Origin of the sequence: Pelagicoccus sp. SDUM812003 (genome assembly GCF_031127815.1) — a bacterium.
Lineage (GTDB): Bacteria > Verrucomicrobiota > Verrucomicrobiia > Opitutales > Opitutaceae > Pelagicoccus.
This window is the reverse complement of record NZ_JARXHY010000006.1, coordinates 50707-70539: the sequence shown is the minus strand read 5'-3', so window position 1 is coordinate 70539 and position 19833 is coordinate 50707. Positions and strand designations below refer to the sequence as shown.

General features: G+C 58.2%; 22 protein-coding genes. 12 read left to right on the top strand and 10 right to left on the bottom strand.

The features are described from left to right. Positions 1 to 25 precede the first annotated feature (25 nt). From QEH54_RS10185 to QEH54_RS10170, 4 genes are all read left to right on the top strand, one after another. Positions 26 to 775, top strand: a complete 750-nt coding sequence (locus QEH54_RS10185; RefSeq protein WP_309018565.1) for a pseudouridine synthase — start codon at positions 26 to 28, stop codon at positions 773 to 775. Between the two features lie 38 nt (positions 776 to 813). Next, positions 814 to 2250 (top strand): DUF4038 domain-containing protein, encoded by a 1437-nt coding sequence (locus QEH54_RS10180; protein ID WP_309018564.1) that lies wholly within the window; start codon positions 814 to 816, stop codon positions 2248 to 2250. A gap of 118 nt (positions 2251 to 2368) precedes the next feature. Continuing rightward, positions 2369 to 3076: an HAD family hydrolase gene (locus QEH54_RS10175; RefSeq protein WP_309018563.1), complete on the top strand. Its 708-nt coding sequence runs from the start codon at positions 2369 to 2371 to the stop codon at positions 3074 to 3076. After that, positions 3073 to 4773 (top strand): family 20 glycosylhydrolase, encoded by a 1701-nt coding sequence (locus tag QEH54_RS10170; RefSeq protein ID WP_309018562.1) that lies wholly within the window; start codon positions 3073 to 3075, stop codon positions 4771 to 4773. Before QEH54_RS10175 ends, QEH54_RS10170 begins: the two co-directional genes overlap by 4 nt. 12 nt (positions 4774 to 4785) lie before the next feature. Here the strand turns inward: QEH54_RS10170 and QEH54_RS10165 are convergent, their stop codons facing one another. The 3 genes from QEH54_RS10165 to QEH54_RS10155 all read right to left on the bottom strand — a co-directional run bounded on the left by QEH54_RS10165 (position 4786) and on the right by QEH54_RS10155 (position 8286). Then, a complete protein-coding gene (locus QEH54_RS10165; RefSeq protein WP_309018561.1) occupies positions 4786 to 6915 on the bottom strand; it encodes a thioredoxin domain-containing protein in 2130 nt (709 codons plus the stop codon). A 111-nt stretch (positions 6916 to 7026) separates the two neighbouring features. Next, positions 7027 to 7431 (bottom strand): glycine zipper domain-containing protein, encoded by a 405-nt coding sequence (locus QEH54_RS10160; protein WP_309018560.1) that lies wholly within the window; start codon positions 7429 to 7431, stop codon positions 7027 to 7029. 222 nt (positions 7432 to 7653) lie between these two features. Further along, entirely contained in the window at positions 7654 to 8286 is a 633-nt protein-coding gene (locus tag QEH54_RS10155) for a hypothetical protein (protein WP_309018559.1), read from the bottom strand. A gap of 209 nt (positions 8287 to 8495) precedes the next feature. On the opposite strand from QEH54_RS10155, the gene QEH54_RS10150 reads away from it, so the two are divergent. Both QEH54_RS10150 and QEH54_RS10145 read left to right on the top strand, forming a co-directional pair. Further along, entirely contained in the window at positions 8496 to 8678 is a 183-nt protein-coding gene (locus tag QEH54_RS10150) for a hypothetical protein (protein ID WP_309018558.1), read from the top strand. A 114-nt stretch (positions 8679 to 8792) separates the two neighbouring features. Beyond that, positions 8793 to 9206, top strand: coding sequence for an ACT domain-containing protein (locus tag QEH54_RS10145; protein WP_309018557.1), 414 nt, complete (start codon positions 8793 to 8795; stop codon positions 9204 to 9206). Between the two features lie 19 nt (positions 9207 to 9225). Here the strand turns inward: QEH54_RS10145 and xseA are convergent, their stop codons facing one another. Both xseA and QEH54_RS10135 read right to left on the bottom strand, forming a co-directional pair. Further along, the gene (xseA, locus tag QEH54_RS10140) at positions 9226 to 10581 is read right to left on the bottom strand and encodes an exodeoxyribonuclease VII large subunit (protein WP_309018556.1); all 1356 of its coding nucleotides are present in this window, start codon (positions 10579 to 10581) and stop codon (positions 9226 to 9228) included. Further along, positions 10568 to 11209, bottom strand: a complete 642-nt coding sequence (locus QEH54_RS10135) for a hypothetical protein (protein ID WP_309018555.1) — start codon at positions 11207 to 11209, stop codon at positions 10568 to 10570. Before QEH54_RS10135 ends, xseA begins: the two co-directional genes overlap by 14 nt. Positions 11210 to 11429: 220 nt before the next feature. On the opposite strand from QEH54_RS10135, the gene QEH54_RS10130 reads away from it, so the two are divergent. After that, positions 11430 to 11816, top strand: coding sequence for a response regulator (locus QEH54_RS10130; protein ID WP_309018554.1), 387 nt, complete (start codon positions 11430 to 11432; stop codon positions 11814 to 11816). On the opposite strand, the gene QEH54_RS10125 is transcribed toward QEH54_RS10130, so the two are convergent. Further along, positions 11813 to 12022, bottom strand: coding sequence for a hypothetical protein (locus QEH54_RS10125; protein WP_309018553.1), 210 nt, complete (start codon positions 12020 to 12022; stop codon positions 11813 to 11815). The genes QEH54_RS10130 and QEH54_RS10125 overlap by 4 nt on opposite strands. 330 nt (positions 12023 to 12352) lie before the next feature. On the opposite strand from QEH54_RS10125, the gene QEH54_RS10120 reads away from it, so the two are divergent. From QEH54_RS10120 to QEH54_RS10110, 3 genes are all read left to right on the top strand, one after another. Next, positions 12353 to 13219, top strand: a complete 867-nt coding sequence (locus tag QEH54_RS10120) for a transglutaminase-like domain-containing protein (RefSeq protein WP_309018552.1) — start codon at positions 12353 to 12355, stop codon at positions 13217 to 13219. Positions 13220 to 13306: 87 nt separating this feature from the next. Next, positions 13307 to 14224: a shikimate dehydrogenase gene (aroE, locus tag QEH54_RS10115; RefSeq protein ID WP_309018551.1), complete on the top strand. Its 918-nt coding sequence runs from the start codon at positions 13307 to 13309 to the stop codon at positions 14222 to 14224. A gap of 23 nt (positions 14225 to 14247) precedes the next feature. Beyond that, positions 14248 to 15141: a prepilin peptidase gene (locus QEH54_RS10110; RefSeq protein ID WP_309018550.1), complete on the top strand. Its 894-nt coding sequence runs from the start codon at positions 14248 to 14250 to the stop codon at positions 15139 to 15141. Positions 15142 to 15246: 105 nt separating this feature from the next. Here the strand turns inward: QEH54_RS10110 and QEH54_RS10105 are convergent, their stop codons facing one another. From QEH54_RS10105 to QEH54_RS10095, 3 genes are all read right to left on the bottom strand, one after another. Continuing rightward, positions 15247 to 15561 carry an HU family DNA-binding protein gene (locus QEH54_RS10105; RefSeq protein ID WP_309018549.1) on the bottom strand — a complete coding sequence of 105 codons (315 nt, stop codon included), beginning with the start codon at positions 15559 to 15561 and terminating at the stop codon, positions 15247 to 15249. 134 nt (positions 15562 to 15695) lie between these two features. After that, complete coding sequence (locus tag QEH54_RS10100; RefSeq protein WP_309018548.1) at positions 15696 to 15902, bottom strand: hypothetical protein; 207 nt, start codon at positions 15900 to 15902, stop codon at positions 15696 to 15698. Further along, the gene (locus tag QEH54_RS10095; protein ID WP_309018547.1) at positions 15902 to 16825 is read right to left on the bottom strand and encodes a hypothetical protein; all 924 of its coding nucleotides are present in this window, start codon (positions 16823 to 16825) and stop codon (positions 15902 to 15904) included. Before QEH54_RS10095 ends, QEH54_RS10100 begins: the two co-directional genes overlap by 1 nt. A 285-nt stretch (positions 16826 to 17110) precedes the next feature. Between QEH54_RS10095 and QEH54_RS10090 the strand changes: the two genes are divergently transcribed. Together QEH54_RS10090 and QEH54_RS10085 are read left to right on the top strand one after the other, a co-directional pair. Continuing rightward, the gene (locus tag QEH54_RS10090) at positions 17111 to 18184 is read left to right on the top strand and encodes a 3-deoxy-7-phosphoheptulonate synthase (RefSeq protein ID WP_345785651.1); all 1074 of its coding nucleotides are present in this window, start codon (positions 17111 to 17113) and stop codon (positions 18182 to 18184) included. Between the two features lie 110 nt (positions 18185 to 18294). Next, the gene (locus QEH54_RS10085) at positions 18295 to 19275 is read left to right on the top strand and encodes a malate dehydrogenase (protein ID WP_309018545.1); all 981 of its coding nucleotides are present in this window, start codon (positions 18295 to 18297) and stop codon (positions 19273 to 19275) included. Between the two features lie 94 nt (positions 19276 to 19369). On the opposite strand, the gene QEH54_RS10080 is transcribed toward QEH54_RS10085, so the two are convergent. Continuing rightward, a complete protein-coding gene (locus QEH54_RS10080; protein WP_309018544.1) occupies positions 19370 to 19819 on the bottom strand; it encodes a BLUF domain-containing protein in 450 nt (149 codons plus the stop codon). Between the last annotated feature and the right edge of the window lie 14 nt (positions 19820 to 19833).

Below are 19833 nucleotides of genomic sequence, written 5' to 3'. Positions count from 1 at the left end.
ACATAAACTCCTCCCCTGCCCCGAAATGCTCGAGAGCGATCCAGACCTCCCCATTCTCTACCACGACGATCGCTTCGTCGCCATTCACAAGCCGAGCGGCCTGCTCGTTCACCGTAGCTCCATCGATCGCAGGGAAACGCGATTCGCCATTCAGCTCCTGCGCGACCAGATCGGCCAGAAGGTGTACCCCGTCCACCGCATCGACCGTCCGACTTCTGGCATCCTTATATTCGGCCTGGACGAGGAAGCCTGCGTCGCCCTCTCCCAGGCCTTCCAAGAGCGAAAGGTGGAGAAAAGCTACCTCGCGGTCACCCGAGGCTATACTCCTGAAAAAGGAGTGATCGACTCGCCCTTGCGCAAATTCCGAGATGTCGACGGCATGGTGAAAAGCGACGAAACGCAAGAAGCGTCGACTCGCTACACCCGACTCGCCACCGCTGAACTCCCGTATCCAACCGATCGCTACGCAACAACACGGCTTTCCCTGGTCGCGCTCCATCCCGAAACCGGCCGCCGCCATCAACTGCGCCGCCACCTGGCGCACCTCCGCTACCCAATCATCGGCGATACGCGTCACGGCTGCAACAAGACGAACACGATCGCCCGCGAACACATCGGAATCCATCGACTGCTCCTAGCCGCCACCGAGCTCTCCTTCCTTCACCCGTTCTCCCAACAAGCGATCCACATCTCCTGTCCGCTCGAAGGGTCGTTCCAGTCCGCCCTCGATCGTATTCAGTTTTCTCCTACAGCCGTCTTCCAATCCCCCGAATAAAACTCGTCCCGCCGCGGACACCCCTCACCTAACACCCCATGAGCCTACGCCAACTTTCGATCGCCTCGCTTCTGCTCTTCACCATTTCCCTTCAAGCGTCGCCACCTCCTCTGCAAATCGGCGAGAACGGGCGCTACCTCGTCGAGCCAGATGGCTCCGCATTCATCTGGATAGGAGACACCGCTTGGGAGCTTTTCCATAAGCTCGATCGCGAACAAGCCCTCCACTATCTAGACGACCGAGCCGCCAAGGGTTTCACCGTCGTCCAGGCCGTCGTGCTAGCGGAACTGAACGGCCTCCGCGTCCCCAACGCATACGGCGACCTTCCCTTGCACGACCTCGACCCCACCCGCCCCAACGAAGCCTATTTCCAACATGTGGACTTCATCGTCGACGAAGCTGAAAAACGCGGCCTCTACATCGGTATGCTGCCAACCTGGGGCGACAAGGTTCCTTCCTCCAATCCCGGGGCCGGGCCCATCGTATTCAATCCGGAGAACGCATCTCGCTTTGGAGCGTTTCTGGGCGATCGCTACAAGTCTGACCCCATAATATGGATACTTGGAGGCGATCGAGAGGTGATGAACCAGAATGTCAAAAAAACCTGGGACGCCATGGGCCGCAGCCTGAAAGCCTCCTCCGAAGGCAAACAACTCCTCACCTACCATCCACGCGGCAACGAGACCTCCGCTACCTGGTTCTCCGATTCCGACTGGCTCGACTTCCATATGTATCAGATCGGACACGAACCCCGCACCGCCAATCTCCACCGCCTGCTGGGCAAGTCCCGCCAAAGCCAGCCCGTCAAACCGGTCGTGGACGGCGAACCTGCCTACGAAGACATCCCCGTTCGTTTCTGGAACTACTTGGACTTCTCCACCCCTACCCGAGCCCCCGAGCACGTGTTGGACGAAAATGGATACATCGTTAAGCCGGAGTATTTCCGAGACGGATTCATCACGCCGCACGATGTCCGCATCCACGCCTACTGGGATTTTCTGGGCGGCGCCGCGGGCCACACCTACGGCCATAACGCGGTCTGGCAGATGTACCGCCCAGGCGACCCCATCGCCCTGCCAACGCTTCGCGACTGGAGGTCCGCTCTCGATCGGCCAGCGGCCGCTCAGATGATTCACCTCCGTTCCCTTTGGGAGAAACGTCCTCTCGAAAAGCTCGTCCCCGGCGGCGACTTCATCGCGTCGTCCCCACCTAAGCACTCGATCTGGGCCCACTCGGACGACGATTCCTACGCCCTGGTCTATCTTCCCGACGGCGGCGCGGTAGCCATCGACACCTCCGCTCTCGCGATGCCCAGCTTCACCGCATCCTGGTACAACCCCTCGACCGGTCAGAGCGCCGCCATCGGCTCGTTCACCCAATCCCAATCGCCCACCTTCACCGCCCCTGCCACCTCCGCGTATCCGGATTGGCTGCTCGTGCTCGACTCATCGAGAGCCGACTACCCCGACTTGTAGGAACGCCAGGAGCCGTGGACGCACCGCTCCGACGATCAAGTCAGAACCGCGCCCGCAGGTTCTCTCACGCTTTTTCGTGCCTTTCGCCGCTGCCTTGCGCATCCTGCGAGCTCGAACAATGAATCGCATCACGACCATCGCCTTCGACGCCGACGACACCCTCTGGCACAACGAGAACCTTTTCGAGGAACATCACCAAAAGTACTGCCAGCTGCTCTCGGAGTACCACGAAGCCAAGACGGTGGAGAAGACGCTCTTCTCCACCGAAATGAAAAACCTCGAACTTTATGGATACGGAGTGAAAAGCTTCATGCTCTCCAGCATCGAGACCGCGATCGAGCTCACCCAAGGAGCTATCCCATCCGAAGAGCTCAAACGCATCATCGAGTTCGGTCAGCAAATGCTGAAACATCCGGTCGAACTGCTCGACGGCGTCGAAAAAACCATCACCCAACTCAGCGAAGACTATCGATTGATCCTCATCACCAAGGGAGACCTTCGGGACCAGGAACGCAAGATCGCCAAGTCCGGCCTTTCGCATTGCTTCGAGCACACGGAAGTGGTTTCGGAAAAAAACGTGGAGACCTACTCCCGCCTCTTCCATCGCCTGGCGATCGAAGCGAAGCAGGTTGTCATGGTGGGAAACTCCCTGAAGTCCGACGTCCTCCCCATCCTCGACCTCGGAGGCGTAGGCGTGCACATCCCCTATCACCTCACGTGGGAACACGAGCGCATCGATACCACTCCCACCCATCACGACAGCTTTCACGAGCTCTCATCCATCCGCGAACTACCCGAGCTTATCAAAGGTCTCGTCACACCGTGATCCTATTTCCTCCACCCAAAAAGGTCCAACTCCTCGAAGGGGCATCCGCCTTCACCCAAAACCGGGTGCGCTTCCCCCACGCTGCATCCCCTCGATTGAAGTCGGCCGTCGCTCGCCTAGGATTCCAACCCGCATCGGAAGGCATCGAACTCAACATAGGATCGCATCCACCAGTTGGATACACAATCTCCGCAAACGGAGACAGCATCGCCATCCGAGCCAGCGACGAAGAATCCGCATTCCGCGCTTTCACGACCTTCCGCCAACTGCTTCGACAACGCGATGAAAGGATTCCCGCATTGCTCATCGAGGACTCGCCCGACCTCGAAACACGCGGTTTCATGCTCGATATCTCCCGCTGCAAGGTTCCTCGAAAATCATCGCTCTTTAGCCTGATCGACAAACTTGCAGACCTGAAATACAATCAACTCCAGCTCTACACCGAGCACACGTTCGCCTATCGCGATCATCGACTGGTCTGGCAAGACGCCTCTCCGCTCACCGCCGACGAAATCCAAGAGATCGACTCGTATTGCTACGATCGATACATCGAACTCGTCCCGAACCAGAACACCTTCGGACATATGGAGCGCTGGCTACGCCACAAGCCCTACCAATCCCTCGCCGAAAGTCCCAACGGTTTTCTTCATCCGCTCAGCGGATGGAAAGAGCATGGAAGCACCTTGAAGCCGGACCAAGCCTCCCTCGACTTCGTCGCCTCGCTGCTGGAGGAGCTCCTGCCCAACTTTCGCAGCAGCAAGGTAAACATCGGCGGAGACGAGCCTTGGGAGCTCGGACAAGGGGCCAGCAAGACCCTGGTGAACACCCGCGGCAAACACGCCGTCTACCTCGATCATTTGCTAAGAATACAAAAACTCGTATCCAAATCAGGCAGACAGCCTCAGTTCTGGGGCGACATCGTCATGGAAAAGCCGAGTCTCGTTTCCGAGCTGCCTAGCGGAACGACCGCCCTCCTCTGGGGCTACGAAGCGAACCACCCGTTTGCCGAACAATGCGCCATCATGCAGCAGGCGGGCCTTCCCTACTACGTGGTGCCGGGCACCTCCACCTGGAATAGCATAGGAGGGCGCCTCTCGACCGCCCTGCTCAATATCGAGGCCGCCACCGATAACGCCCTCGCGCACGGAGCGACGGGATTGCTGCTCACGGAATGGGGTGACAATGGACACCATCAGAGCGATCTGCTCAAGATCCCCTCAGCGCTTTACGCGGCCGGGCGAGCGTGGAACAAGCACGCCACCCATCGCGACCATCTCTCCACGGCAGCCCGCCTGGTGTTTTCCGATCTTACCACGGAAAGGGATTTCCGCGACCTCATGGAGCTGGGACGCATCCCCGACCACTTCTCTCAACCATTGCACAACGCATCTTGGCTCAACAAGGTTCTCTTCGCGTCAAAAAAGGATTTTCAGGCGATACGCGATTCGATCTCGCTAAAGGAAGTGACAGCTTGCATCGATAATCTGAATACGATAAACGCTAGCCATTCCTCGCTCGCTGTTTCGCGCGAGCTGTTGCTGTTCGCCGCCCATAAAGCTCACTCGATTCTGAACAACCAAGCGCCGGCAGCGATTCCGCAAGAGTTGCTCAACCGCTTCGAGGAGGACTGGCTATCTCGAAATCGACCTGGAGGGCTTGCCGAAAGCCTGACGATGCTAGCGACGCCCAATTCCTAGCTTCGCAAAGCCTCATCGCAGCAACGCGTCCAGAGACTCGGCCGTATTCACTGGCTCCTGACAGGTGAATCCCTCGCAAACGAAGGCTCGGACGCTCCCTGGCTCGACGGAAGCAATCATTCGCTTCAGCTTCTCGTTGCTACGGAAAACGTCGGGGAACGCTGCCGAGCTATCAATAGCGATCAATGCGCTAAAGGGCTTACGGTGGCGATTCGCCCTCTCCGCAAGCGGCCCAGTCGCTCCGTTCGGCCCAACGATCACGATCTGCTGGTCCGCCTCCAAGAAACGCGTCGCGGCCACGAGCATCAGCGGCATGGCCCGCGGAGCGCCTTTCCACTGCTCGCCAAAGGCCTCTATGGTCCGCCTCGCTTGCTCCCGCTTGGATTCATCATCGGTGATCGCCGCCAACTTGAGCAAGGCCAGAGCGGCCAAGGAACTGGCTGACGGTTCCGCCCCATCGTGGTCATCCTTCAGTCGAGAAATGACCGATCGATCCCCGGACTGGGACGCGAAGTATCCGCCTCTTTCCGCATCTCCGAACCGAACCGTCAACGCGTCGAGCAACACTTGAGACCTTTCGATCCAATCGGGGTTGAAGTCGCATTCGTACAGGTCCAAACACGCTTTCGCCATTCCAGCGTAATCTTCCGCGAATCCCATGGTATCACCGCGTCCTTCCCGGTACACGCGATACATGGTCTTCGTTTCCTCATCCCAAAGCTGTTGAAAAATGAAGTTCGCCGCGTCGCGCGCCACGCTATACGCGCCCTCGTAACCAGTAGCTTGATACACTCTGCAACCTCCTGAAATCATAAGGGCGCTCCAAGAGACCACCACTTTATCATCCAGGTGCGGACGCGGCCGCTTGGCCCGGGCAGCGAAAAGAATGGCTCGTGAACGAGCAAGGCGTTCCTCGACCTTGGCTTCGTCGCGTTCGACATCGCCCACCGCAATCTGCTTCGATGGGATACGTCGCAGGGTGTTCAACCCCCGCAACTCTCCATGAGGATCGGATTCGGCCGCCGCGTTGCCCGCGACCTGAATGTCGTAAGCGGCCGAAAACAAAGCGGCTTCGTCTCTCAAGAGCGAATTGATCTCCGTTTTCGTCCACACGTAGAACGCCCCCTCCCCATGCTCGCCGGAAGCGTCCGGTTTAGCGCTATCAGCGTCCTCAGCGGCGAGAAGCTGTCCATGCCGCCCCGTCAAGTCTCGGGCTACGTAGTCTACGATTTCCCTCGAGACGCCAGCGAAGGATTCGACTCCAGTCAGCCGATACGCCTCAGCGTACGCTTCCGCCAACTGTCCCTGATCGTATAGCATCTTTTCATAGTGCGGCACGTGCCAGTATCGATCGACTGAATACCGATGAAATCCGCCGCCAAGATGATCCCAGATTCCGCCATCCGCCATCTTGCCAAGCGTTTGACAAAGCAGCTCGCGCAGGCGGGCGTTTTCGAGTCGAGCGACTCCTTCGAGCAGCATCGACAGGGTCGGAGCCATCGGAAACTTGGGAGCTCCGCCGAACCCGCCATACTCTGGATCAAAGTCCGACTCCAATTGCGACAAGCAGAGCTGAAAGGCGTCGTTCGCTTCGGCCACCTCTCCGCTCAAATCGGCCTGTCCGGACTGCATCAGAATGTCTCGGCTTTTTTTCCCGTAGTCCACGAGAGTCGCTCGATCGCTTCGCCAAAGTTCCGATATGCGCTGGATCAAGGTCGCGAAGCCAACTTGCCCATAGCGATCCTCCGGCGGGAAATAGGTTCCCCCATAAAACGGCTCCAGGTCGGGCGTCAGCCAAACGCTCATCGGCCAGCCGCCCCTCCCGGTGGTCGACTGCACATAGCTCATGTAGATTCGGTCGATGTCAGGACGCTCCTCGCGATCCAGCTTCACGTTCACAAACGCTTGGTTGAGCGCCTCCGCTATCTCCACGTTCTCGAAGCTCTGGTGGGCCATGACGTGGCACCAGTGGCAGGTCGAATAGCCAATTGATAAAAAAATCGGCTTCTCGCGCTCGCGAGCGAGACGAAACGCGTCCTCTCCCCACTCCATCCAGTGGACCGGATTGTCCGCGTGCTGCAGCAAATACGGCGAACGGCTTCGCCCGAGCTGGTTCCCTAGGCTTTGCTTCCCTTCATCCATGCCCGCCACTCTCTCAGATCTCAGCTGAGGGAAAAAGAAAAAAGGCGGACCGCCTTCTCTCGCGCGGCCCGCCTTGATTGAGAAGGTTGAACTCGATTCCGCTACTGTCGGCTAATAGAGGCCATCGCTTTCGTAGTGAGCATGAGCCACCAAAGCCTCGCCCGCTCGCGTCTGGCTGACGTTGACGCGGTCTCCTTCGATGAAGCCCACGTCCTCCAGTTCCTGAATGACGACCACAGTGTTTCCGTCGTCGAGACTGATGGTCAGTTCCTGAGCCCGCTTCTTGCTAAGCTCCTTCTCGACCATGCCCCCGACGATTCCGCCCACCACCGCTCCGCCAGCCGAAGCGAGAATGCGGCCGTCCCCGCTGCCGATGGATTGCCCAACCGCCGAGCCGACGATCGCCCCTCCGGACTGCCCGAGATAGGTCGCTTCCCCATCGATCTCCACAGTGCGCGTCGCCACGACCGTACCGGGATCGACCCGTTGCACCTGGCCCGCGACGGATCGCGGCACCGTTTGAGTTCCTCCTCCAGTCGAGCACGCTTGCAGCAAAACAAGACTCACTAACCCGACGAACGCCTTTGCTCCAGAAGAGGCAAAGCGTTTCGCTGCGTTTCTGAAGTTCATCACAGAACTACTACGCGACCGATCCGCGAAACGGATTCAGGCCAAACGCTCAATATCCAAGCGGACGGACGCGCGCGGAACGCAGCGCTCGCCACCTCCCGCGAATCGCTACCACTCCACGGGTTCGAACTCGTCCTCCCCGAATTCGCCATCGTCGGGAATGACATACGCGTCGGTGTCCGGATCCAAGTGCGGATCCTCGTCCGAATGGTACACCACCGACTCGCCGGTCCGCGTAGTGTAGACCTTGACGCGCTCGTTCACCATGAACTCTGGCTCCCGGTACTCCTGCACCACCATAACGGTCTCGCCGCCTTCCATGGCGATGGTCAGTTCCTGCGCCTTTCGCGCCGTCAGCATCTTCTCCACCTTGCGACCCGCCAGCACGCCCACCGCGCCGCCCACCGCCATGGCCGCGTCGCTCTCGTGCCGATTGCTCGTGGTGTTGGCCTGGATGACATTGGGCTGCGGGCTGGAAATCGTGGTGGTTTGCCGACGAGGCACCGCGATGGCCCCCACTGCGGCGCCCACCCCAGCGCCTACCGCAGTGCCGACATTCGTGGCCCGTCCGTCGATCTTCACCGTTCGAGTCGCCACGATCGTGCCGTTCTCCACCCTTTGAATGGCTCCTGAAGCCGTCACCGGATAACGAGATTTCTGGGAACTCCCTGTTGAGCTGCAACCGGTTATCATAACCAAAGCGGCGCAGGCGAAGAGGCAGGCGACTGTATTTGTTCTCATACGAAGGCCGGGGTGAAAGGTGAGTCTAGCATGAAGCGCGGATGTAAAACCAAAGTCAAACTCTAAGTATTAGCACCGATCCTGGAATCGCTTTACAAGTATTTGATCAAAAAGGGATTAAAGACACACCAATGCCGCAGCTCGAATTCATGCGAGTTTACAGAACATAGCTTTCGCTGTAGTGTCTCTTACTAACCGATACCCCCGACATGAATCTCAAATCATCGCCCAAACCATCGTTCAATCCTCCCTTAAGGATATTTTCCCCGTCTAGCGAGAGCTCGCAGGCCTCCCCATACTTCCATCGCCCGAAGCTGCAGCGCTTCGTCAGCCACGATCGCGTGGCGAAGCACTTGATCAAGAAACGCTTCTCCATGAGCTCACATGCTTGACTAACGCGCCAAATTTCAAAGCGTCATCGAAACCGGAGCTCACCCCGCTCCGGTTTTGTTTTTCCCCTTAGCCAGCATCCACTCACCTCTCGACTTTCGTAGCCAACCTAAACCATGAAATACGAGATCAAGACTCAGCTTTCGGTTGAGATCGAAAACGCCCCTGGAAAAATCGCCGAGCTCAGCGACATTCTCGCCCTGCACGATGTGAGCTTGAGCGCCATCTCCATGCAAGAGGGTCCGACCTGCGGTCGCTTTCGCTTCACCGCCTGCGATCCCGTCGCCGCCAAGCGTTCCTTGGAAAAATCAGGATTCACCGTGGAGACCGACGAGGTCCTCGCCATCCGAACCAAAGATTCGAAAGGACGCCTCGCCATCCTGACCAAAGCCTTGTCTCAAGCGGGCATCAACATCGACTACATGTACGCCAGCGTGGACGAGGAAGGAGCGGGCTCTCGCATGATCCTGAAAGTCTCCAACATCCACCTCGCGGCTCACGTCATCGACGAGATAAAGATCGCCGCCTGAGGCCGAGTCCGGAAGGAGCTCACTCCGCGGCCACGTCGTCCACCGAAAGCTCGATCCGTCCATCCTTCAGGGAGGCCCCCAGACGGTCTCCCTTTTTCACGTCCGCCACACTGGTCACCATCGCGCCAGAGCTTGATTTCAAAATGACGTAGCCGCGACCCAACGTCGCCTCGGGACTCAGCGCTCGCAGCGTCGTTCCCGCCAGATCAAGCGAACGACGACGGCTTCGAGCTAGCTCCCTGGCCTGTTCGTCCATTCGCCGCCCCGCCTGAGCCAGTCGATTTCGAAGCTGGTTTAGCCGAGACCCGATATCCAAGTCGCCCATTCGTCCGCCAAACGTATTCAACTTTTCGCGACACGAGTGCAGACCGGAGAAAAACCGGGCGTCCAAACGGGAATGCAGCTCATCCAAACGCAACAGGGCGTTCTCAACTTTCCCCAGAGGCGACAGCGCTCTCAAGCGCGTCTTCAGCGTGGACAGCTCTCGCCGCGACACTTCTATCCGACTTTCGATCGCGGCTTCCATGTCATCCCTCAAATCCTCGAAGCGCGACAGCGTCTCCAAAAAAGCGCTACTGATGAGCTCCGCAGCGCCGGAGGGCGTCTCCGCGCGCGCGTCCGCCGCGAAATCGCTAAGCGTGAAATCGATTTCGTGCCCGACGCCCGAGATCGTAGGGATGGCGCTTCTCGACACAGCTCGAGCCACGATTTCCTCGTTGAAACTCCAAAGGTCCTCGATGCTGCCCCCACCACGAGCCAGGACCAAGACGTCGTAATCGCCGATCTCGTTGATCAGCTCGATCGCGGCGGCGATCTCTTCCGCGGCGCCCGCCCCCTGAACCTTGCAAGGAAAGATCTGCAGGCGGCCAGCCCAGCCGCGCCGCTTCAGGATTCGGGTAAAGTCGCGCACGGCGGCTCCAGTGGGGGAGGTCACAAGCGCGACCTTCAAGGGCAGAAGCGGCAGGGCTCGCTTTCGCCCTTTTTCGAACAAGCCTTCCGCAGCGAGTTTCGCCTTGAGACGCTCGAACTCGCGAAACAAACGCCCTTGCCCGCTCTCCTTCAGCTCCCTGACCACCAACTGGTAGCGTCCGTGCGGAGCGTACACGCTGATCTGACCGAAAGCCTGCACCTGCATCCCGTCCTCCAAGCGGAAAGCCAGGCCGCTCGCCTGCGCGCGAAACATCACCGCCGGCAGCTGAGCGCCAGCATCCTTGAGCGAGAAGTAGAGATGGCCGCTGCTCTGTCTCCTAAGATTGGATACCTCTCCCAATACCCAGCTGGGAGACACGCCCCGCTCAAGCAGCGTCTTGATCGAAGCCGTGTATTGGCTAACGGTTACCTCAGGGTACTGCTCGAAGAGATCATCCCACGCCATCTCGCCCTCCCTCCATGGCTCGAGCTCGCAGACGCATGCGCAGCCAACGGGCCCCTAGAGCGACCCCGAAGAAAACAAGCGCCCCGGCGACCAGCATGCCCACGCTGCCCTTCAGCAACGCGTCGCCAAGCAGAATAAGACTCGCGCACATGATCGCGTTGAGCGGCACCGAGACCGCCATATACAAGCCAAACGGCATTCCCGCCAAGCCAAGCAGATAGTTCTGAAGCGGGAACGGCACGCCTGGCGTCAGTCGCAAAGCCACCGTCATGCCAACCATCCCCTTCTCCGAAACCGTGGGCACCGAATAGCCAAACCGCCCGACCAACCGATGAAAAAACGGTCGAAACCAACGGCCGGCCAAGACCCAGGAGAGCGCCATGTTGCACGCCAGGGCCACGATCGTGCCGGCGATGGCAACGCCTTTCCCGAAGACGGGCGCCAGCAAGATGAAAGGCGAAAGCGGAAACCAGAAAAGCGGAAGAATCGCCATCGCTCCAAAGAAGAGCAAGGGCCCCATCTCAGCCACCCTGCCTACCAGGCGCCGCAGATCCTCGGCGCTTGGCAAATAGGGAAGCGCGAGGAAAAGAACGACCGCCCCCAGCGCCCCCAAAACGAGCCCGGCCATCAAAAGCCCTTTTCTCGAAATCCTCTTCACAGCACGCACGATTTGCTTCTAACGGATGAAAAGCAATGAAACTTGTCCGTCCAAACCGCTCCGACCAAAGACATTCGGAGTATTCAGACCTTGGCGACAAAAAGTGGCTTTTCGAAATGGTTACGCTTTTTCCTTTTCTCGTCCGCTCTCAGCGGCAAGTCTCTCTGCGTTCGCCAAGATGGAGAAGCCGATGAAAGGAAAGATGCTGGTCATCGACGACGAGGAGGGCATGAGAACCCTGCTCGAGGCCCTGCTCATGTCGCTGGGCATCGATTCCATCTGCGTGGATTCGGCTCAGGACGCCATGCGCGCCCTGACGGAGCGGACTTCCGAGATAACCGCCTGCCTGCTCGACATGAACCTAGAGGACGCCAAAGGCGAAAACCTCTACGATCGATTGAAGGAGGTTTCCCCAGATCTGGCAGTCTTTCCCATGAGCGGCATCTGCGCCGACGAAATCAGGGAACGGCTAGCGGGGAGAGACATCGCAGGACTGATCTCAAAGCCGTTTTCGGCAAGCGAGTTCTCTAAAACCGTGCTAGACGGAATCAGCCAAACGCCAAGCGGCGACCATTAGGCGAAAGTGTTGAGCTGAAGCCCGATCGTACCGCTGGACTGAGGCTCGTTTTCGTACAAGCGACTCTCCAACTCCTCGTTGACTCCATGCATGCCCATGGGAAGCCGAAGCTTTTCCTCATCGGCTTTACGCTCCTCCTTTTCCCGCTGCTCGCGTAGAATCGGATAATGGCGTTCTAATATGTTCTGTGGATAGAGCTGTTCCATGCTCGTGGTGATTGAATAGATTCCCTTCTAATTCAGATGGCGACCTATCAGGCCGTACCTCGGGAATCGTCATCTAAGACCGCAACTTAAATTCGCATCGCCTGTTTCTCGGCTTTTTTACACGCTCTCCACCGACTATAGCTCTGATTATCTGCATCTTACGAATCCGTCCCTTGCAGAAAACTTTTTTGGGAAATCTAGGGTGTTCTTCTCAATTTCCGACTGAGAAGAACTCCCCCCAAGGCGAGCCCGATCGAAAAACGGAATGAATCTGGCCAATCTCACCGCTATCCTATTGCCATCCCGCTCAGAAGCACCACGATCTCAACCGTGCCGCCTAGTCCATTCAACAGCCAGAGGCAGGAAGCATTTCGCGACCTGTTGGATGACCCTAGCCCGATCGTACGCAAAGGGCTGCTGGACGAGTTTTCCCGCATCGGAACGCCAGCCATCGACTTTCTCGAATCCCTCGCTCGCGGCTCCAACCGCATGCTGGCCAGCCATGCTCGGCGACTGCTGGAGGAGCTGAAAAACGCTAATCCCTCGGAAGACTTCAGACGCTTCATACGCTCGCTGAACTACGAGTTGGAAACGGGAACCATCATGCTCTGCCGAGTGGCATACCCCCAGTTGAAGGCCTCGGATATCTGCGACCAGATCGAATCCATCGCCCAGCGCTGCCGCGAGCTGCTGATCAAACCCAGCAGCTCACGCGATCGCTGCGTGGTCATCAATCGGGTCCTCTTTCACGAAATGGGCTTCCGAGGAAACGCCGAGGATTACGAAAACCCGGACAACAGCTACCTGAACCGAGTGCTCGAAACCCGCAAAGGCCTGCCCATCACGCTTTCCATCCTCTACATCCTGGTCGCTCAACGCCTCGGCGCAGAGCTCGACCCGATCGCCTATCCGGGACACTTTCTGGTAGGCAGCTTCGAGGACGATCTCCCTTTCTATATAGATGCGTTTCGTCGAGGGAAATTCAGCACGCCCGGCCAGCTGCTGCAATACACCGACGGCCAAATCAGCGTCACCCAGCTCGGAAACCTCGCTCCGTCGCCCATTCGCGAAGTCCTGACCCGCTGCTGCCGCAACCTGGTCAACCACTACAAGCTGCGCAACCAGGACGACATGGCCCAGCTCTTCAACAGCTTCGTGCTGGAGTTTCAACGCTGCCACCAGAAACAGACCAGCTAGCGCCTCCCCGGCGCAACCGCGGGAGATCCATTCCGGACAGAGATTTTTCTCGCTCGAGGCCCAGCCATTTCGCAACGTTTCCGCCCTATGGGCAGCTACTCTCCGGATGAGACCTACTCCATCGAGGACCTCAAGCAATGGCGCTTTGACGGCGTCGGGCTAGCCGTATTGGGTCACCCAGTACGCCACTCCATCAGCCCGCAAATGCACAACGCCGCTCTGGCGAAACTCGCGAAAACCGATTCCCGCTTCGCCAGCTGGCGCTACTTCCGCTTCGACGTTCCTCCGGAAGCCTTGATCGAACACCTGCCCCTGTTTTACGAAAAAGGCTTTATCGGCCTAAACCTGACCGTGCCACATAAGGAGCTGGCCATCGAAGCGATTCACGCCATCGATCCGCACGCGAAATCGATCGGAGCGGTCAACACACTGCTGAAAACAGAAAGTGGATACAAAGGGTACAACACCGATGGGCACGGCTTGAGTCGCGGAGTGCTTCTCAATCTTGGCCTGCCCCTAAAGGGCACCTCGATCGCCTTGCTTGGAGCCGGCGGAGCAGCTCGGGCCGCAGCGATGCAATGCTTGGCCGAAGGCTGCGCTTCCCTGACCATCGTCAACCGCAACCAGGATCGCCTCGCCAAGCTCCTGAGCGAGCTAGAACCAGCGGCAAGGGAGAAAGCGATTCCCCTTCGCGGCGCCAAACCCGACGCGACCCTCGACCTCGAAGGCAACGAATTGCTGGTAAACGCCACGTCGCTAGGCCTCAAACAGGACGATCCCACCCCGATTCCCGAAGAATCCCTACCCAATTCCATCAAGCTGTTCGACATGATCTACAATCCGGCTACCACTAGGATCATGCAATGCGTGCGCGACCGAAACGGCCAAGCTGCCAATGGACTATCCATGCTGATCCACCAAGGAGCGCGCTCCCTCGAGCTGTGGTCCGGGCAAACGGCGCCGGTGGAAACCATGCAACAAGCCGCGCTTCAAGCCATGGCATAAATCGCCGATTGAGTAGCACAACAATGCTCGAGTCCTTAAAATTCCTCCAAGCGGAGCTGCCCTGGTTCCCCTACCTCAGCGCCTTTGTTTTCGGGGCCATAGTCGGCAGCTTCCTTAACGTATGCATTTACCGGATACCTGCCGGAAAATCGCTCGTCCACCCAGGCTCGACTTGCGCGTGCGGCAAGCCGATCGCGTGGCACGACAACATTCCCATCCTCAGCTGGTTCATCCTTCGAGGAAAAGCTCGCTGCTGCGGCCGACCCTACAGTTTTCGCTACCCGATGATCGAGCTTCTGACCGGCCTACTCTTCCTAGCCGCCTGGAACGCTCATCAGGACGCGCCCCTCAAGGCGCTCTGCATCATGCTCCTTGTCTCCATGCTAGTTTGCGGCAGTTTCATCGATTTCGATATCATGGAGATTCCAAATCGCTTTTCAGTTGGACTAGCCATCATCGGTTTCGCCATCTCCGTATTCATCCCTTCGCTACACCTTTCAACAAACCAGACCTATGCCGCTCCTCCCCTGTTTTCGGCGGTCGAATCCGGCATGGGCGTGCTCATTGGCTCAGGGGTCATTCTTTGGATCGCCCTGATCGCGGAAACGATACTTCGCAAGGAGGCCATGGGATTCGGCGACGTCAAACTACTCGGAGGCATCGGAGCGTTCCTTGGCTGGCAGGGAGCCGTCTTTTCGATCTTTGGCGGAGCGCTCCTCGGACTGATCGGCGTAGTTGCATGGAAACTCGCCGGCGCGATCGCTTCAAAGAACAAATCGAAGGAGGAGGAATCCGAACTGTTCGGCCGCCACATTCCGTTCGGCCCTATGCTGTCTTCAGGCGCCCTGCTCTATACCCTGCTGCTCGAAAATCAGGTCGACGCGTACTTTCGCCAAGTCACCTCGCTTTTCCAATAGAACTGCGGCCAGTTTCGAAACGCCGACTCGTATCCGCGTTCCAAGCACAAAAAAACTCGCCGCTAACGTAGCGGCGAGTCCTAAAAATTAGCGGCTTAGCGGCGACTAGAGCAGGTCCTTCAGACCAGCGCCAGCCTTGAACTTAACGGTCTTGGCGGCCTTGATCTTGATCGGCTCCTTGGTCAGCGGATTGATTCCGGAACGAGCGGAACGCTTGCCAACTGAGAACGTGCCAAATCCTACCAGCTGAATTGCGACTGCATCCTTGGAGTCCTTGTCGCGAAGCTTCACTTCCTTGCCGGCCTTCTTGACAGCGGACTTGATGGAGCTCAGCACAGCGCTCAGGGCTTTTTCAGCCTCTGCTTTGGACGCATCGCCCAGGTTCTTTTGGATTTCGGCAACAAGTTCTGATTTATTCATATGTGGAGTATTTATGTAGAGGGTTAGGGTAGATCTTATTCAGATACGGACGCTAACTGAATACCCTGCGATACCATGGTCAAAACAAAACGCGCCTCCGACGCATTTATTATGAGGCTCTATCCCGCATGAAATCAGGGCTCGTAGGCGTTTCCTTCCCTTCCCGACTTCACCATTTCGAGCAATCTGCGCAATGCGTCGAAGCGACTGCAGCCCTCGTCGCTCGAAATCTGATCCGCTCGTTTCGATAATTGCCTCGCCATCACAACCGCTTGGTTCTGCGACGCTCCCATCTGCTGCAACAGCTGAGCGATCTGCCTTTCCTCTTCTTCCTTTCCCATCAATCCCTCTCCAAAACAAAGGTCCTGTCGCCTGCCATCAGCGATTCTCCGGCGTACCCCAAGGATACGATTGCGAGCGCCAGCGCTCCACGATCTGAATACGACAGCTCCCTTATCTGCCCCTGCTTCTTGCCGTCGGCATCCCGAAGCTCGATCGGCGGATCGATCTCCAGCGCTCCTTGCTCCGCGCAGCGCGCTCGTACGAGCCCCTTTCTCGCTCGCCCCATCGAATGCAATCTGGCCATCACCTCCTGACCCAAATAGCAACCCTTGTTGAACGAAACCGCGTCCTCGTGCAATCCGAGCTCTTGCGGCAGATCCGTATCCCCAAACGCGATACCGATGCGAGGAACCTTCCCCTCAATCGCCAATCGACCAAGGTCGGACAGACTCAACGCAGCGGCCCCTACGCGAGACAAATTCGTAACCATATCGTCGATACGATTCTCCGGCATCCCTCGCGAAAACTCCAAAACCTCCAAAACCGGAGCCGCCCCTCGACGTCCCCAGAACGCAACTACATCGCCATACGCCTTCCACCTACCCGGCTCGGGCGGAGGCGCGTCGGTTTTCGCCAGCAGCTCGACCGGACGCTCTCCCCAAAGCGAGCACCCTCGACTTTGGGCGCTCAAGCCGCGCAGCTCCACGTCATCCATGATCAAGTAGTCCTCCAAACGCTGGCGGATGCGCCTTTCATCCGAATAATAGCTTATCAAAAGGAAATCGTCGTCCGCCCGGCAGAGAACGAAACTGTCCGCCACGATCTTGCCCTTCCGGTCAAGCCATAGCCCGTAAACGCAATCCCCTTGGCGCGCTGGACCCAAATCGTTCGAGAACTGCCCCTGCAGAAACCCCCTCGCATCCGGGCCCTTGGCCTCCAAAACGCAGGCGGGAGTGAAAAGATGATAATGTGAAACTGCCATAAACCAACAACTTACGTATAACAACGTATCTTTTTTCCAAATTGAATTTGACAAGGGCAAAAATCCGACCACTTATTCGCCGCAACAACAAACACTTTCTCGCTTAGCGAGATTTTGGGGTAACTAAGAAAACGAGATGGCGGATCGCTTAGGGGTAGGCGATCCGCCTTTTTCTTGCCCGAAACGCTCGGTCGGACTCGGGGAGCCGCCAGGCGGCGACGCCTAGAGCAAAACCAGCGGAATTCGCATTTGAAATTCGAGCCGCAGTTTACCAACTATTGCCGGGTGAAGAACACCTCCGACATCAACGTCGTCCGCACCTCCGCGCTCCCGACTCCCCAAGAACTCATCGACGAGTACAACAAGACCGACGAACTGGCCGATTTCGTGACCAAGTCACGCGAGGAAATCCACCAGATCATCTTCGGCGACGACAAGCGCTTGCTGGTGGTGGTGGGCCCATGCTCGATCCACGACACCGCGGCTGGTCTGGAGTACGCGAAACGCCTCGCCGCCCTGAGCGAAAGGGTCAAGGACCGCATATGCCTCGTCATGCGCGTCTACTTCGAAAAGCCACGCACCTCCCTCGGTTGGAAAGGGCTCATCATGGACCCCGACCTCGACGGCAGCGAAAACATCAAGAAAGGCCTGCGCGTAGCCCGACAGTTTCTCCTACAGGTCCTGGAGCTCGGCCTGCCTACCGCCACCGAACTGCTCGACCCGATCACCCCCCAGTACATTGCGGACCTCGTCTCTTGGGCTGCCATCGGAGCCCGTACCACCGAGTCCCAGACGCATCGCCAGATGGCCAGCGGTCTCTCAATGCCGCTCGGTTTCAAAAATGGCATGGACGGCACCGTCGGCGTGGCCGTCAACGCCATCAAGGCCGCCAGCGGCACTCAAACCTTTCTTGGCATAAATACCGCAGGCATCGCCTCATCCATCACCACCCGAGGCAACCCGAACTGCCATGTCGTCCTCAGAGGCGGAAACAGCGGACCGAACTACGACGAAGCAAGCGTCGCCAAAACCGTGGAGGACCTCAAAAGCGCCAAGCTCACACCCGCAGTCATGATCGACTGCAGCCACGGCAACAGCAACAAGGAGCCGGAGCGCCAGCCCCAGGTGCTTCAGGAAATCATGCGCCAGATCGAAGCGGGCAACGACAGCATCATCGGCGTCATGATCGAAAGCAACCTCAAGGCAGGCAACCAAAGCTTCCCCGCCCCCAAAGAGCAGCTGCAATACGGCGTCTCCATCACCGACGGCTGCATCGATTGGCAAACCACCGAGTCGAGCATCCTCGAGGCCTACGAAAAACTCTCCGCCCGCATGGGACAGGATCTCAGCGCCCGCTAGGATGCGGTCGGACGTAAAGATCGCTAATAGCTCCAAAACGCCGGCTAATGATTAGAAAACGTTCTAATTTGATTCGCATTCATTACAAGCCCTTGTAGTTTGACCACGCTATGAAAAACCCAGTCCATGTAGCAGTTACCGGCGCCGCCGGACAAATCGGATATTCGCTCCTCGTGCGCATCGCGTCAGGACAGCTTCTCGGCCCGGACCAGCCCGTGGTCCTACGGCTCATCGAAATCGAGCCTGCCATGCAAGCCCTGGAGGGTGTGGTGATGGAACTCCAGGACTGCGCATTCCCGCTCCTGAAGGGCATCGTGCCGACCTGCGATCTGAACGAGGGCTTCAACAACGCCAGCTGGGCTCTGCTCGTCGGATCCGTCCCTCGCAAGGCAGGCATGGAGCGCAAGGACCTGCTCGGCATCAACGGCAAGATCTTCACCAGCCAAGGCAAGGCCATCCAGGACAACGCCGCGTCCGACATCCGCACGCTCGTGGTCGGCAATCCGTGCAACACCAATTGCCTCATCGCCATGAACAACGCCCCGGACATCCCCAAGGACCGCTGGTTCGCCATGACCAAGCTGGATGAAAACCGAGCCAAAACGCAGCTCGCGATCAAGGCCGGCGTCGACACCACCGAAGTGAAAAACCTCGCCATCTGGGGCAACCACTCATCGACCATGTATCCGAACTACTTCGACGCGACCATCGGCGGCAAAGCGGCTACCGACGTCATCACCGACGAAGCCTGGTACAAGGACAGCTTCATCCCAACCGTCCAGCAACGCGGCGCCGCTATCATCAAGGCCCGCGGCCTTTCCTCAGCCGCCTCGGCCGCCAACGCGGCCATCGACACCGTGCGCAACATCATCACGCCTACCGCTGCCGACGACTCCTTCTCCGTGGCCATCTGCTCCGACGGCCAGTACGGCATCGAAAAGGGCCTCATGTTCTCCTACCCGATCAAGAGCGACGGACAGAAGCTCAGCGTCGTGGACGGCATCGAGCTCAACGACTTCAGCAAGGAGAAGGTCGCCGCTACCGAAAACGAGCTGAAGGAAGAAAAGACAATGGTCTCCGACCTCCTCTAGTCTTCGCGAACGCAGATTTTATACCCCATCAGAGCTCTCCCCTAACCGGGAGAGCTTTTCTTTCGCCCCGAGAAAGGCGAACCCGAGCCTAGGATCAACGATTGATGCGCTGAAACTCGCGTACCAACCGCTGGATCCAGCTCGGCAAGGTCTCCCGATAGATCAGGTCCTCCTCGCTTTGATCCGCCTGATCGAGCAAGCCCGCATAGGCGCCGATGCCTCGACGCTCGTCCTCCGTCATCCGTCGACAGGCCATGCTCCAATCTCCGAAAAAGCGCTCATTCGTCCTGCGTCGCAAAAGCCGCTGCACCTTTCGGTGCCTCGGGTCCTCTTCGATCCGATGCAGCAGTGAAATCACGGAACGAGGGGGTCCTTCCAGGATCTGCATGAACGAGCCATCGCTGTACAGCAGCAAGCCCGTGACCCCTCGACGCTCGTTGCGCTCGCGCGAACCTTTCATCAGCTCGTCCAACATGGATTCGTCCACCTGTTCGCACGCGCTGCTGACATAGCAGACCAAAAGCAATTCGTCCTCAGTTCGCATACCCTAACTGTGCG

Excerpts from the sequence above, each read along its gene's own strand:
- QEH54_RS10095 (WP_309018547.1), bottom strand. The coding sequence starts at position 16,825 with ATGGCAGTTTCACATTATCATCTTTTCACTCCCGCCTGCGTTTTGGAG.
- QEH54_RS10135 (WP_309018555.1), bottom strand. The coding sequence starts at position 11,209 with ATGGCCGGGCTCGTTTTGGGGGCGCTGGGGGCGGTCGTTCTTTTCCTC.
- QEH54_RS10155 (WP_309018559.1), bottom strand. The coding sequence starts at position 8,286 with ATGAGAACAAATACAGTCGCCTGCCTCTTCGCCTGCGCCGCTTTGGTT.
- QEH54_RS10165 (WP_309018561.1), bottom strand. The coding sequence starts at position 6,915 with ATGGATGAAGGGAAGCAAAGCCTAGGGAACCAGCTCGGGCGAAGCCGT.
- xseA (WP_309018556.1), bottom strand. The coding sequence starts at position 10,581 with ATGGCGTGGGATGATCTCTTCGAGCAGTACCCTGAGGTAACCGTTAGC.
- QEH54_RS10130 (WP_309018554.1), top strand. The coding sequence starts at position 11,430 with ATGAAAGGAAAGATGCTGGTCATCGACGACGAGGAGGGCATGAGAACC.
- QEH54_RS10080 (WP_309018544.1), bottom strand. The coding sequence starts at position 19,819 with ATGCGAACTGAGGACGAATTGCTTTTGGTCTGCTATGTCAGCAGCGCG.
- QEH54_RS10180 (WP_309018564.1), top strand. The coding sequence starts at position 814 with ATGAGCCTACGCCAACTTTCGATCGCCTCGCTTCTGCTCTTCACCATT.
- QEH54_RS10125 (WP_309018553.1), bottom strand. The coding sequence starts at position 12,022 with ATGGAACAGCTCTATCCACAGAACATATTAGAACGCCATTATCCGATT.
- QEH54_RS10145 (WP_309018557.1), top strand. The coding sequence starts at position 8,793 with ATGAAATACGAGATCAAGACTCAGCTTTCGGTTGAGATCGAAAACGCC.
- QEH54_RS10185 (WP_309018565.1), top strand. The coding sequence starts at position 26 with ATGCTCGAGAGCGATCCAGACCTCCCCATTCTCTACCACGACGATCGC.
- aroE (WP_309018551.1), top strand. The coding sequence starts at position 13,307 with ATGGGCAGCTACTCTCCGGATGAGACCTACTCCATCGAGGACCTCAAG.
- QEH54_RS10085 (WP_309018545.1), top strand. The coding sequence starts at position 18,295 with ATGAAAAACCCAGTCCATGTAGCAGTTACCGGCGCCGCCGGACAAATC.
- QEH54_RS10110 (WP_309018550.1), top strand. The coding sequence starts at position 14,248 with ATGCTCGAGTCCTTAAAATTCCTCCAAGCGGAGCTGCCCTGGTTCCCC.
- QEH54_RS10150 (WP_309018558.1), top strand. The coding sequence starts at position 8,496 with ATGAATCTCAAATCATCGCCCAAACCATCGTTCAATCCTCCCTTAAGG.
- QEH54_RS10105 (WP_309018549.1), bottom strand. The coding sequence starts at position 15,561 with ATGAATAAATCAGAACTTGTTGCCGAAATCCAAAAGAACCTGGGCGAT.
- QEH54_RS10100 (WP_309018548.1), bottom strand. The coding sequence starts at position 15,902 with ATGGGAAAGGAAGAAGAGGAAAGGCAGATCGCTCAGCTGTTGCAGCAG.
- QEH54_RS10175 (WP_309018563.1), top strand. The coding sequence starts at position 2,369 with ATGAATCGCATCACGACCATCGCCTTCGACGCCGACGACACCCTCTGG.